Annotated in this window: 13 protein-coding genes; 7 read left to right on the top strand and 6 right to left on the bottom strand. The window is 46.4% G+C overall.

The features are described 5' to 3' along the window. Positions 1-14: 14 nt before the first annotated feature. The 4 genes from V5G21_RS16925 (at position 15) to V5G21_RS16910 (ending at position 3,441) form a co-directional block, all read left to right on the top strand. Positions 15-1,112 (top strand): ABC transporter ATP-binding protein, encoded by a 1,098-nt coding sequence (locus tag V5G21_RS16925; RefSeq protein ID WP_011246358.1) that lies wholly within the window; start codon positions 15-17, stop codon positions 1,110-1,112. A gap of 279 nt (positions 1,113-1,391) precedes the next feature. Continuing rightward, on the top strand, positions 1,392-1,847 hold the full coding sequence (locus V5G21_RS16920; RefSeq protein WP_338464969.1) for an RNA polymerase sigma factor: 456 nt from the start codon (positions 1,392-1,394) through the stop codon (positions 1,845-1,847). A 1-nt stretch (position 1,848) separates the two neighbouring features. Next, positions 1,849-3,042, top strand: a complete 1,194-nt coding sequence (locus V5G21_RS16915) for a hypothetical protein (protein ID WP_035204465.1) — start codon at positions 1,849-1,851, stop codon at positions 3,040-3,042. A 249-nt stretch (positions 3,043-3,291) separates the two neighbouring features. Continuing rightward, positions 3,292-3,441 (top strand): YrzI family small protein, encoded by a 150-nt coding sequence (locus V5G21_RS16910; protein ID WP_082111792.1) that lies wholly within the window; start codon positions 3,292-3,294, stop codon positions 3,439-3,441. Positions 3,442-3,625: 184 nt separating this feature from the next. Here V5G21_RS16910 and V5G21_RS16905 read toward each other — a convergent pair whose 3' ends face one another. From V5G21_RS16905 to V5G21_RS16885, 5 genes are read right to left on the bottom strand one after another with little or no spacing between them, the layout of a single operon-like run. After that, the gene (locus V5G21_RS16905) at positions 3,626-5,155 is read right to left on the bottom strand and encodes an acyl-CoA carboxylase subunit beta (protein ID WP_095294570.1); all 1,530 of its coding nucleotides are present in this window, start codon (positions 5,153-5,155) and stop codon (positions 3,626-3,628) included. A gap of 14 nt (positions 5,156-5,169) precedes the next feature. Then, the gene (locus V5G21_RS16900) at positions 5,170-5,958 is read right to left on the bottom strand and encodes an enoyl-CoA hydratase-related protein (protein WP_082369073.1); all 789 of its coding nucleotides are present in this window, start codon (positions 5,956-5,958) and stop codon (positions 5,170-5,172) included. Beyond that, the gene (locus V5G21_RS16895; RefSeq protein WP_011246352.1) at positions 5,945-6,157 is read right to left on the bottom strand and encodes an acetyl-CoA carboxylase biotin carboxyl carrier protein subunit; all 213 of its coding nucleotides are present in this window, start codon (positions 6,155-6,157) and stop codon (positions 5,945-5,947) included. Before V5G21_RS16895 ends, V5G21_RS16900 begins: the two co-directional genes overlap by 14 nt. After that, entirely contained in the window at positions 6,154-7,515 is a 1,362-nt protein-coding gene (locus tag V5G21_RS16890; RefSeq protein WP_035204461.1) for an acetyl-CoA carboxylase biotin carboxylase subunit, read from the bottom strand. Before V5G21_RS16890 ends, V5G21_RS16895 begins: the two co-directional genes overlap by 4 nt. Beyond that, positions 7,512-8,684, bottom strand: a complete 1,173-nt coding sequence (locus V5G21_RS16885; RefSeq protein WP_095316147.1) for an acyl-CoA dehydrogenase — start codon at positions 8,682-8,684, stop codon at positions 7,512-7,514. The genes V5G21_RS16890 and V5G21_RS16885 overlap by 4 nt, the downstream gene beginning before the upstream one ends. A 248-nt stretch (positions 8,685-8,932) precedes the next feature. Between V5G21_RS16885 and V5G21_RS16880 the strand changes: the two genes are divergently transcribed. The 3 genes from V5G21_RS16880 (at position 8,933) to V5G21_RS16870 (ending at position 12,106) form a co-directional block, all read left to right on the top strand. Next, on the top strand, positions 8,933-9,481 hold the full coding sequence (locus tag V5G21_RS16880) for a LemA family protein (RefSeq protein WP_011246349.1): 549 nt from the start codon (positions 8,933-8,935) through the stop codon (positions 9,479-9,481). 12 nt (positions 9,482-9,493) lie between these two features. Beyond that, on the top strand, positions 9,494-10,369 hold the full coding sequence (gene htpX / locus V5G21_RS16875) for a zinc metalloprotease HtpX (RefSeq protein ID WP_011246348.1): 876 nt from the start codon (positions 9,494-9,496) through the stop codon (positions 10,367-10,369). Between the two features lie 195 nt (positions 10,370-10,564). After that, positions 10,565-12,106: an IS1182-like element ISBcl1 family transposase gene (locus V5G21_RS16870; protein WP_338464968.1), complete on the top strand. Its 1,542-nt coding sequence runs from the start codon at positions 10,565-10,567 to the stop codon at positions 12,104-12,106. Here the strand turns inward: V5G21_RS16870 and V5G21_RS16865 are convergent. Further along, positions 12,054-13,256: a PLP-dependent aminotransferase family protein gene (locus V5G21_RS16865; RefSeq protein ID WP_338465527.1), complete on the bottom strand. Its 1,203-nt coding sequence runs from the start codon at positions 13,254-13,256 to the stop codon at positions 12,054-12,056. The two genes, V5G21_RS16870 and V5G21_RS16865, sit on opposite strands and share 53 nt — an antisense overlap. Positions 13,257-13,419: the final 163 nt, after the last annotated feature.

Raw genomic sequence — 13,419 nt, 5'->3', positions numbered from 1 at the left:
AGGGGAAACGACAAATGGCTTCGATTCAATTAAAAAATGTGTATAAAGTATATGATGGGGATGTTACGGCTGTTACAGACTTCAACTTAGACATTGAAGACAAGGAGTTTATTGTTTTCGTCGGCCCATCAGGCTGTGGTAAATCCACTACATTGCGGATGATCGCTGGGCTTGAAGAGATTTCCCAAGGCGACCTTATCATTGGCGATAAACGAATGAATGATGTGGCTCCAAAAGACCGGGATATTGCGATGGTTTTCCAAAACTACGCATTGTATCCACATATGAATGTATATGATAATATGGCATTCGGGCTTAAACTGCGCAAATTTAAAAAAGAAGAAATTAAAACCCGCGTACATAATGCGGCGAAAATCCTTGGCCTTGAAGAAATGCTTGACCGGAAACCAAAAGCAATGTCCGGCGGGCAACGTCAACGTGTTGCTCTTGGACGGGCGATCGTCCGTGATCCGCAAGTGTTTTTAATGGACGAACCACTGTCCAACTTAGACGCGAAGCTTCGTGTGCAAATGCGTGCTGAAATTACAAAATTGCATAAGCGCTTACAAACAACGACCATTTATGTAACCCATGACCAAACAGAAGCGATGACGATGGCGACACGGATCGTTATCATGAAAGATGGCTTTATCCAACAAATCGGCACACCGAAAGATGTGTACGACAATCCGGAAAATATTTTCGTCGGCGGTTTTATCGGCTCTCCATCTATGAACTTTATTTCAGGCCATTTAGATGGAAGCGATTTCGTAGTCAAAGAGCAGCGCATACGCGTCCCAGAAGGGAAAATGTCTATCTTACGGGAACAAGGCTTTCAAGATAAAGAACTGATTCTCGGCATTCGCCCTGAGGATATTCATGATGAGCCCGTATTCATTTCTTCCTCACCAGACACGAAAATCAATGCGTTGATCGATGTAGCGGAATTGACTGGTGCTGAAATGGTGCTTTACTCATCGATTGACGGCCAAGAATTCGTCGCTCGTGTTGATTCACGGACAACAGCGAAAAGCGGCGATACGATTGAGCTTGCTTTTAATATGAATAAAGCACACTTCTTTAACCCAGAAAACGAACAACGCATTCGCTAAAACGTTTCCACTTCTCATGATAAAAAGTCACTAAGCGGCCTTGCCTCTGTACGTAACAGGGGAAGGCCTCTTTTTGCTACATAATGACTGCTTCCCTTCAAGCATGCTCGCTTCCACTATAAATCCTCTTTTCTTGAAGGCCGTCCCATTGCTTAAAACTTTTTTATCAATGACCAACAGTTTCGTTCATTGAAACGTTCTCTTTATGAGAGGGAAACATTGAATCTCGATTGAATGTACAATGAACGGAGGACAGATGCAGAATAGGTAGGTGACATATTGGCGACATTTGAAGATTTACATGGAGATTTACGGCGCTTCGCTTATTCAATTGCCCGCCATGAACACGAAGCCAATGACTTGCTTCAAGACGCGTTCGAGAAAGCACTGGTACACAGCGAACTTGAACAGTGGCCGCGCCATAAACAAAAGGCATGGTTTTATCGAGTGATGAAAAACGAGCTAATTGACCAGCGCCGCAAGCTCCAACGAGAAACGGAGTGGGAAGAAGCAAACGAACCAGCCTTTCAAGCTGCTGGCCTAACAGCGATTGAAACAGCGGACTTGCTTCGCTCCCTCTCCCCTATTCAAAGTGATATTGTTTTCAAACGCTATTGGATCGGGCTTTCCAGCAACGAAATTAGCGAACAAACCGCGTTAACGGCATCAACCGTACGCTACCATTTAGCGCAAGCAATCAAGACGCTGCGCAAACAATTAGAGGAGGATGATTGAAATGGGAATGACGATTGGAAATGTCGGATTGTTAAACATGGTGAATGCTACCGAAGAGAGCATTCGCGATATTGAAAAAATCGAAAATGTCGGACTTGTAATCTACGCAAAAGAGACAGCGCCTCTCCTTTCAAAATTAACTATCAACAACATCGGCCAGACATTGGAAACTAGTTATCAAGCACGCATCGTCAACGGTCGTTTGCTCATTGATTCCGCCTTTTTGGAGGCGATGCTCGAACCATGTACCTTTCTAGTGAACGGCCTGGTTATAGTCGCAAAGGATGTGACGGTCGAGCAGCTCAAACAGGCAGTCTGCCAAATCGTTGTGCACGGTAGCGTTTATGCTCCTCCCGCTCTAAAAGGGGCCGTCAACCTTCTGTTAAAAACGGTCTCTGGTTCCGTTGAAACGTACACAGACCACTTGCCTCAAATTGAAACCACTAGCATTCAATTGACCAATAGCTACCTAAAGGCACTTCCACCTGGCCAACTTCTTATCGTCAATGGCAAGCTCGAATTGGCGCCTGATCTTGACATGGCCTTGTTTTCAGACAGAATTGCACGTCTCACCATTAACGGAAAGGCGCTTCTGTATGCCACACAAGAACAGGGTTTTTATGAGAAGGCTTCTATTGTAGGCAAAGTGGCGATTGTTCCCTCTGGTTTTCAAGTAACGACGGGGACACTGCGCTTAGATGAACATTCGATCAAACGGTTTAGGGGCAGCTCACTTTACACCACCAAGCCGTTGCTGTTACAAAAGGGCATTTCCAGAGAACAATTGCAGGCAGCTTTCACCGCTATTCACTCAACTTCCTACATCGTCTGCCATGAGGAAATTGAAGACTTAGTGTACGAACGCTTGGATCGATTTGAAACAGACGTTCTTTCCTATTCTGGTGCCTTTCGTTTCATTGAAAAAGAGAACTGGCAACAAGAAGACGTTGAGTGGTTGGAAGCAAATACGACGATCGTTGTCGACGACACATTAACCATTACAGAAAAAATAGCCGAGAACGTTCTAAACGAAAAAATTGGCACACTTGATTTATTTGGCTCAGTCTACACAGCTGACGCTGCCCAAAAAGCATTGCTGCAAAGCAAACTGCGGACACCTGAAGGAATCCTCGTTGACCAATCCAATCAAAGTGCGAAAAATCGCATGGGAAACATTGGAGAACTTACCCTTTAAAACAAGGTAAAATCGATAGGCTTTTAATTCACAAGCGTAGGCAAGCAGCCCCCTCCCCTGCACTCTTTATTTAAAAGAAGCAGGGGTTCGTTTCACCCACGTGTTACACAAGTGAGAGCCTTTTGTGCAGAGAAACGTTCAATCGGATTCGTCATGAAAAGCAAGCCTGGAAAAACCAAGTGAAAATAGCTGGCAACGACGAAAAGGAAGGAAACGCATACCGTTACTAGAAAGGAGGCCGCAAAAACAATGACATTTTCATTCCTTTTTTTCACGATTACCATTAAAAAGCGCAAGCACTTAGACTATTCACAAGCCGAACTGGAAGCGTTTATCCATGACGAAAACATTGAAAAGCACTTAGAAGCGATCAAAACGCGTTATTGGCACCACCTTTAATTGAACGAGTAAAAGAGACGAAATGACGCCTACTGCTGTAACGTGCCCGTCCTCTAAATACCTCTGTCCGTATACGAGAAGAAGCGATTGTTTCGTGATCATCGATCCATACGAAAAAGGCCCATAAGACCGTCACTGGCCTTATCGGGCACAAGGGGATTTATTATTGTTCAAGCGCTCCGTCTTAAACGGGATAAACAGGATGTTTTCGTTCGCTAAACACCATCCGCTTGCTTTCATAAAAAGCAAAGCGCTGCCCCAATTCTTGTCGTAAGTCATTGCCGTTGACAACCCCGTCGATGACTAGCTCTGAAGCAAGGCGATAAACATCGATATCTCGTTTATATGCTTCACGTTTTTCCTCTATAAATGCTTTCCGCTCCTGTTCCCCAAGTTCAGCAATTTTGTTTGCATATACGGCGTTGACCGCTGCTTCTGGCCCCATCACCGCAATTTGTGCTTGCGGAAGGGCAAGGCAACAATCTGGGTCAAAAGCAGGCCCGGCCATTGCATACAGTCCGGCCCCGTATGCTTTTCGAACGATGACGGAAATTTTCGGTACAGTCGCTTCAGCCATAGCGGCAATCATTTTTGCACCATGGCGGATAATGCCAGCACGTTCGACTTTGGTGCCGATCATAAAACCTGGAATGTCCGCTAAAAACAAAAGCGGCAGCTGAAAAGCATCACAAAGAGTAATGAAGCGAGCGGCTTTGTCAGCTGAGTCTGGAAACAATACTCCACCTTTTGCCTTTGGTTGATTGGCGACAATGCCGATCGCCTGCCCGTTTAACCGGGCAAAGCCAGTGATGAGTTCTGGAGCGAAGTTTCGCTTGATCTCAAAAAAACTGTCGTTGTCGACAAGGCGCTCGAGCAAGTCATACATATTAAATGGTGCATTTTGATTTTGCGGGATCAAGTCTTCGATTGTTTTTGGCACATCTTTCGGCGGGCGCGCCTCTTTACTAGGCGGCTTCTCTTTATAGCTTGGCGGCAAATAACTTAAATAAGCACGCGCCTGGGAAATCGCGTCTTCCTCGTTTTTGGCTAGAATATCACCACAGCCTGACACACTGCAGTGCATGCTGGCGCCGCCCATTTCTTCAAGCGTGACATCCTCGCCAATAACCATTTGTGCCATCCGCGGCGAACCTAAATACATGGAAGCATTTCCGTCCACCATAATAACAACATCGCAAAATGCAGGAATGTACGCGCCGCCCGCAGCTGAAGGACCGAAAAGAATACAAACTTGCGGAATTCTTCCTGACAGTTTTACTTGATTGCTAAAAATACGGCCTGCCCCTCTCCGCCCTGGAAACATCTCAACTTGGTCAGTAATTCTTGCACCAGCTGAGTCAACCAAATACAACAGCGGCACGGACAATTTTTCTGCCGTTTCTTGAATACGGATGATTTTCTCAACCGTTCGCGCTCCCCAAGAACCTGCCTTAACGGTCGAATCATTCGCCATCACACAAACAGGCTTGCCGTCTATCGTACCCATTCCGCAAATGACTCCGTCTGCTGGCAGACCGTCCGCTTCACAGTTAGCAAACAAGCCGTCTTCAGTAGTCAAGCCGTCATCAAGCAACAACTGCAAACGCTCCCTGGCAAACAATTTGCCTTTCTTCGCATTTTGTTGATGGTATTTCGTATGGCCGCCTTTAAAAATTTCCGTTTCCTTCGCCAATTTGGTTTGCTCAAATGTCATCTCGCTCTCAACTCCTATTTGCCTTTGTAAACGGGAGGGCGCTTTTCTTTGAATGAAGCAAGCCCTTCTAATCGATCTTCGGTTTGCAATGTCTGCAAATATGCTTCGCGTTCCACAGCCAAAGCGGCTTCAAGAGGAAGGGCTGCCCCTTCGTTGATTGCCTTTTTTGCTGCTTGCAACGCAATCGGGCCGTTGCTCGCCATCTCGACCGCCAACTGTGAAGCAGCTGCGGATGTTTTTTCTCGAGGCAGTGCCCATTCGCACAAACCGTATTTACGGGCTTCTGTTCCAGTTAAGCGCCTTGCCGTGAAAATGAGTTCCTTTGCCTTTCCTGGGCCAATTAAACGAGGCAGCCGCTGCGTCCCCCCAGCTCCTGGAATAATCGCCAATTTGGTTTCGGTCAAACCATAAAAACTGTCTTCAGCAAAAATGCGGACATCGCAAGCAAGACACAGTTCCAACCCACCGCCAAAGGCACTGCCCCCTACGTCGGCAATGACGGGCTGTGGAAGCTTTTCCACCCGTGCAATCACCTCACCTATCCGCTTGACCGCATAAATGGCCTCGCTTTCTGTCATGTTTGCCCGTTCTTTTAAGTCAGCGCCGGCACAAAACGCTTTTTCGCCTGCGCCAGCTAAAATAACAACACGGATGTTGTGCTCTTGTGCAACCCAGTCGCAAGCCGCTTCGAGCTCATCTAAAAGCGCAAGCGAGAGCGCATTGGCTGCTTGTGGACGGTTTAACGTAATACGGGCAATTCCATCGTGAGCTGCTGTCTGCACAAGCGTTTTACTCGAGCTCAATCAAAACGTCCCCTTCGTTGACAAACTCCCCTTCTGGCTTGACGATCGCCTTGACTTTCCCTGCGCGTTCTGCCTCAATTGGAATCTCCATTTTCATTGATTCTAAAATGGCGACTTCATCTCCAGCCTTCACTTCGTCGCCTTCTTTTACAGTAACTTTCCAAACGTTCCCTGCCATTGTCGCTGTAATATGGTTCATGCTTCTCTCTCCTTTATGAAAAGTTCTTCTTTATAATCATTTATAAAAGATGTAGGCGTGTTGCCTTCAATAAAAGCTTGGTGATCGCATATTGCCCGCAAAAGAGGCAGATTGGTTTTTACCCCTGTTATGTCATAGTCATTGAGCGCTTCCTTTAATCGAGTAATCGCTTCAATGCGCGTGCCCCCTTTAACAATGAGCTTAGCGATCATCGGATCATAAAACGGGGTAATCACGCTTCCTGCTTTCACCGGACATTCATGGCGGATAAAAGGTTGTTTCGGAAGAGAGATGTCCTTTATCATCCCAGGCGAAGGGAAAAAGCGTATTGGGTCTTCTGCATAAATGCGGACTTCGATCGCATGGCCGCTGCCTCTGAGCTCATGCTGCTGCCACGGCAGCACATCGCCATTTGCTATCCGCAATTGCCATTCCACAAGATCAATGCCAAAGACTTCCTCTGTCACTGGATGTTCGACTTGCAGCCGTGTATTCATTTCCAAAAAGTAATAATTTCCGTCGCTGTCTAGCAAACATTCAATTGTGCCAGCATTTTCATAACCGATGGCGGCAGCTGCTTTTTTCGCCATTTCCTCCATCGCCTCACGAGTCGTTTGGTCTAAAAAAGGAGATGGCGCTTCTTCAACAACTTTTTGATGTCTCCTTTGAATGGAACATTCCCGCTCCCCAAATGCGAGGATATGGCCATCGCTGTCAGCGAGCACTTGAATTTCAATGTGACGCGGCCGCTCAAGCAACTTCTCCAAATAAAGAGAGCTGTCGCCAAAAAACATACGTGCTTTCTTTTCGTTTCGGGCAAAAGCTGCTTCGATTTCCTCTTCATTCCGGCACACGTCAATGCCGATGCCGCCGCCACCTGAAGCGGCTTTGACCATAACCGGAAAGCCAATTTCCCTTGCTTTCGTCTTTGCTTCTGCTGCTGAGGCAAGAGCGCTACTTCCTGGAATAACAGGGATGCCCGCTGCCTCCATCGTCTTTCTAGCTTGCAATTTATCGCCCATCAGCGCAATTGCCGTTGCTGAAGGGCCAATAAAGGTTAGCCCATTGTCCTTACAGGCGGTCGCAAATGAAGCTTGCTCGGACAACAGCCCGTAACCGGGATGAATGGCATCAGCTTTTGCTTGTTTGGCAACAGCCAAAATCTGTTCTTGGTTTAAATAGCTCTCCTGGACACGTGAACCGCCAATGCAGTAGGCCTCGTCGGCAAGCGTGACGTGTTCTGCATTGCAATCAGCTTCTGAATAAACAGCGATAGTCTTTACGCCAAGCTTTTTGCATGTACGGATAATGCGCGAGGCAATTTCGCCACGGTTGGCAATTAATACTGTATTGATCACCGTTTCGCCTCCTTTTGCTGTAAAGCTGCTAACCCTAAATGCCTAGCAATGACAAGGCGTTGGATTTCCGAAGTGCCTTCGCCAATTTCCAATAGCTTGGCATCACGGAGCATCCGTTCTACTTCATATTCGCGCATATAGCCATAGCCGCCATGAATTTGCAAGGCCTGGTTGCATGTGCGTGTTGCCATTTCAGAAGCGAACAGTTTGGCATAGGCCGCTTCTTTGCCAAACGGTGCTCCTGCATCCTTTAAAGCAGCTGCCTTGTGCACCATATTACGAGCAAGTTCAATTTCCATCGCCATATCGGCTAGCTTAAATTGAATCGCTTGGAATGAGCCGATCGGCTTCGAAAATTGTTTTCGTTCTTTCGCATAGGCTAACGCCCGGTCAAAGGCAGCTTGGGCAATGCCGACTGCAAGGGCTGCAATTGAAATTCGCCCACCATCCAACGTGTAAAGGAATTGACTGAAGCCTTTTCCAGGATCGCCAAGCAAATTGCTTTCAGGGACACGGACATCTTCAAGGACAAGTTCACATGTGTTTGAAGCGCGGACGCCCATTTTGTCGTAAGGAGCCGTAATCGTAAAACCAGGTGTATCTGTTGGTACAATAAACGCTGAAATCCGTTCTTTGCCGTTTGATTGCGTTCCGGTAACGGCAGTAATGATAACGGTTTGCGCGTACATCGCATTCGTGATCCAACATTTCTCACCATTAAGAATATAGTCGCCGTTTTCAAAGACAGCTTTTGTCTGCGTCCCACCCGCGTCAGAACCAGCATTTGGTTCTGTTAACCCGAATGCACCAAGGGATTCGCCTTTTGCAAGTGGAACTAAATAGGTTTGCTTTTGTTCTTCTGTGCCGTAGTAGAAAATCGGACTTGCACCAAGAGATACCGCTGCAGCATAACTCAAGCCGGTACCGCCGCATGCGTAGCCGATTTCTTCGACAGCAAGTGCATAAGAGACCGTATCTCCTCCTGACCCGCCGTATTTTTCGGGGAACGGCAAACCGAGCAAGCCAAGCTGCCCCATCTTTTTAAAAATCGTCTCTGGAAAACGCGAATCTCGATCTAGCTCTCGCGCCAGTGGGGCAATTTCCTTGCGGGCAAATTGCCTAACCATGTCTTTAATCATTTCTTGGTCTTTTGTCAGTCTGACTGTCATGGCATGCTCTCCTTCTTTTCATAATCTGAGCGACCGTTCAGGAAAAGCCAACTTTTAGAAATGAAAGCGTTACCAAAATCGTAACGTACTCTTTTTCGTAAGTCAAATCCTTTCTGTTTATCCTATTTGCCCCATCCAGTGGCTATGCTGTTCTTTTCACGCCATCCATGCTAGACTTTTTTTATGAAAAACGAAACTTCGACTTTTGCTGTCCGTAAATGGTATTAAAAGAAAGGTGGTACATAGAGATGATTATTCTTATCATTGTCATCATTGCTGTTATTGGGCTTGCTTGGATTGCTAGCTACAACTCACTCGTCAAGCACCGAAATTGGGCCGAGGAATCGTGGGCACAAATTGATGTGCAGTTAAAACGACGCTATGATTTAATTCCAAATCTCGTTGAAACCGTAAAAGGCTACGCCAAACATGAACAGGAAACGTTGACTGGCGTCATTGAAAAACGAAACGTCATTGCCCAGCCGAATGCGAGCCGCCACGAACGTGTCGAGCAAAATGCTGAGCTAAACGGCATGCTTAGGCAATTATTTGCCCTTGGGGAATCGTATCCCGATTTAAAAGCGAACAAAAACTTTTTGCAGCTTCAGGAAGAGCTTGCTGGAACAGAAAATAAAATTGCGTACGCCCGTCAAGCTTATAATTCAACTGTGATGCGCTATAATACTAAGCTGGAGTCGTTTCCATCCAATCTGATTGCTAATATTCATTCTTTTATGCGCATGGAACTCCTTGACATTCCTGATGAGGAAAAAGAACCGGTAAAAGTGCAATTTTAAGGAGGGGAGCCATTGTTTCATATCCAGATTGCCCGCAATAAACGAAAGACGGTTTTTTTGGTCGCCCTCTTTATTGTTTTTGTTCTCTTGATCGGCGCCGCTATTACGTACGTGCGTGCCGGCGATTACGTGAGCGGCGCTATTTTTGCCGCGGTCATCGCCGGAGGCTATACGATTTTTATGATTTCCACAAGCACCAATGTTGTCATGCGCATGAACCACGCCCGTGAGATCACTTCATCAACGGAACAGCCGTTTTTATGGCACACCGTCGAGGGATTAGCCATTGCAGCGCGGATCCCAATGCCGCGAATTTTTATTATTCAAGACAAAAGCCCGAATGCCTTTGCAACAGGGATTTCGCCAAAATCGGGCGCTGTAGCCGTCACTTCCGGATTGATGGAGCGCCTCTCCCGCGAAGAAATTGAAGGTGTGCTTGCTCATGAAGTGGCCCATATTCGCAATTATGATATACGCTTATCTACCATTGCCGTCGCTCTCGTATCGGCAATCGCCATATTGAGCGATCTCGGCATGCGTTTTTTCGTGTTTTCTGGAGGACGTAATAAAGACAACAAGCATCCGCTTATTCTCATCATTGCGATTTTCCTCGTCTTGCTTTCGCCGCTTGTGGCCACGATGATGCAGCTTGCCATTTCCCGCAACCGCGAGTATTTGGCTGATGCGAGTGCAGTAGAGTTGACCCGCAACCCTGTAGCGTTAGCAAGCGCACTGGAAACTATTACGAATACGCGTATTCCTGTGGAAGAAGCATCGTCTTCAACCGCATCGCTATACTTTGCGGACCCGTTAAAAAAGAAAGCCGCGTCGTTATTTTCAACCCATCCGCCGCCAGAAGAACGGATAAAACGATTGCGGAATATGTGAACGATCTTCAGATTGATAGAAAACGCTAGTCAGCCGAAATGAACAACGAAGGATGCGAGCGTTTGCCAAAAGAAAGACAGCCTCGTCTTGGACGAGGCTGTCTCAGCCTGTCGACAAAGTCTCGGTTTTACCGAGACAGTCGACAGGCTTTTTTGTACAATAAAAGAGAGAAAAAAAGGTACAGGGTGAGGAAGAATGTTGTCCAAACAGTTGGAAGATAAGCGAATGCAAATGGAAATGGTCTGGATTGAAAAGCTGGTGCCAGAGGATCATCTCGTCCGGAAGCTTGATGCGGCGATTGACTTTGATTTCATTTATGACCTTGTCGAAGACCTTTACTCAAAAGACAGGGGCCGGCCGAGTGTTGATCCCGTGGTGTTGATCAAAATGGTTTTCATTCAATACATCTTTGGCATTCGTTCGATGCGCCAAACGATTAAAGAAATCGAAACCAACGTGGCCTACCGTTGGTTTTTAGGATTTGGCTTTGAGGATAAGATCCCCCACTTTTCTACGTTTGGGAAGAACTACGTTCGTCGTTTCCGGGACAGTGATGTGTTTGAACAACTCTTTTATCGGATTCTGAAACAAGCTATGGACAAAGGATTTGTGAGTCCAGAGGTGGCTTTTATCGACTCGACTTCCATTAAAGCCAACGCCAATAAACGAAAGCATCGCAAAAAGGTCGTACGCACCGAGACGCGTGCCTATCAAACTCAACTAGAAGAAGAAATCAATGGGGAACGGGTGAAAAACGGAAAAAAGCCCTTACCTCCCTCGCAAAAAGACCCGTCGAGGGAGGTCAAGGAAAGTACCACCGATCCTGAGAGCGGTTATTACGTCAAAAGCGAGCGGGAAAAGATGTTTGCCTACAATTTCCATACGGCTTGCGATGCCAATGGATTTGTTTTAGGAACGATCGTAAAACCGGCGAATGTCCACGATAGTCAGGTTTTCCACGAACTGTTTGATCAATTGAAAACGAAAGTGTGCCAACCAAAGGTTGTCGCGGTGGATGCGGGGTATAAAACGCCTGCCATTGCCAAAAAACTTCAAGAAGAAGGCGTTCATCCCGTCATGCCATATAAACGCCCGATGACCCCTAAAGGCTATATCCGGAAAAACGAGTTTGTCTATGATGAATACTACGATTGTTTTCTTTGTCCCCAAAACCAGGTGCTTTCTTACCGAACAACGAATCGAGAGGGATATCGTGAATATATCTCCGACCCTCGGATTTGTGAGTCGTGCCCACTGCTCACCCAGTGCACAAAGAATCGGAATCACCAAAAGCTCGTCCTTCGCCATATTTGGCAGGATGCCTTGGATGAAGCAGAACATCTGAGGCATACTGAACGGAACCGAGACATCTACGCCAAGCGGAAAGAAACGATTGAGCGTGTCTTTGCCGATCTGAAACAGAAGCATGGTCTGCGTTGGACCAACCTGAAAGGGTTGGAAAAAAATGCAATGCAGGCGATGTTTGTTTTTGGTGCGATGAACTTGAAAAAATTAGCCACCTGGAGTTGGAGGAGGAATCTTCCTCCAACTCCAAAGTCTCCAATATCCACCCATCTCTTTATCATCAAAAAAACGCCTTTGAGAATTATTTTCTCAAAGGCGTTTTGTCTACGATCTGAGACAGCCTCGTCTTGGACGAGGCTGTCTTTTGCTAAGCGATTAGTTAGTTCAATAGCAATGACTTCTCTTTCGCTTCTTCAAAAATGCCGAGCATAATGCCCATACCTTTTTCAATTTCTGCATCAGTTGCATGAGTGAAGTTAAGGCGCAGTGTATTTAATTGCGGGGCTCCTGCATAAAATGGCCGTCCTGGTACATAGGCCATTCCCTTTTCTACAGCGCGTGGCAGCAAAGCTTCTGTATTAATGTGCGGTTCTGCCTCTACCCATAGGAACATGCCGCCTTCTGGTTCGATAAACTGAATCGAGCCGCGCTCTTTCGCCTCTTTCAAACAATCAACCATGACATTCTTCCGGTGTCCGTACAACTCACTAATGTTATGAATATGACCATCAAAATCGAAGTCGCGGCATAGATGGTAAAGTGCCTGATGGCCAATCGAGTTGGAGTGCAAGTCATTGGCCTGTTTCGCTTGCGCCATCATGCGGATAATTTGGTATGGGCCCGTTATCCAACCCGTCCGCAAAGCAGGAACGGCCGTTTTGGAAAACGTACTCGTATACAACACATGGGAGCCATCATCAAGAGCCGCAATTGGCGTATAGCCTCCTGGAGTAAATTGGATGTCGCCGTATGGATCGTCTTCAAAAATAAGAACATGGTGCTTACGCGCTAAGCCCACTAGTTCTTTGCGCCGCTCAAGCGTCCAAACACGGCCTGTCGGGTTTGAAAATGTTGGAACCACATAAATGACTTTAGGCTTATATTCTTTTATTTTTCGAACTAAATCGTCCATCATCATTCCGTCTGCATCACATTTAACAGGAATAATTGTCGCTTCGTACGACTGAAAAACTTGCAATGCAGCTAAATAAGTTGGCTCTTCCGTAAAAATGACGTCCCCTGGTCCGATCATCACGCGGGAAAATAAATCGATTGCCTGCTGCGAACCAGTCGTTAATAACATCTCATCAGCGGTTAAGCCTGTTATGCCTTTTTTCTCCATCCGTTCGAGAATGACTTCGCGCAAAGGCAGATACCCCTCTGTTTCTCCGTATTGCAATGCCTTATTTCCACTTGCAAACACGCGGCTAAATGCTTCTTCAATCGCCTTTAGCGGAAATAAGCCATCATCTGGCAAGCCTCCTGCAAAGGAAATGACGTCCCCCCGGTTCACCACTTTTAATATGTCTCGTACAGCTGATGACTTCAAATGGCGAACCCTTTGTGCAAATGCATATTTCATCTCTAACACCCCGGTATCTCTTAATCTTTTTCTCTTTTTTTCGTCCACTCACCAAAAAATCTGATTAATTGAATGACTTCTATTCTACTCCTCTTTTGACGAAAAAGTCAATCAATTTATCCGTTGAAAAAAAGCTTTCCTCCGGCAAAGAAGGAAAGCTTCT

Source organism: Shouchella rhizosphaerae, assembly GCF_036700015.1.
Classification (GTDB): domain Bacteria; phylum Bacillota; class Bacilli; order Bacillales; family Bacillaceae_D; genus Shouchella; species Shouchella rhizosphaerae.
The sequence above is the reverse complement of the archived record's forward strand: the minus strand, read 5'-3'. Positions and strand labels throughout refer to the sequence as shown.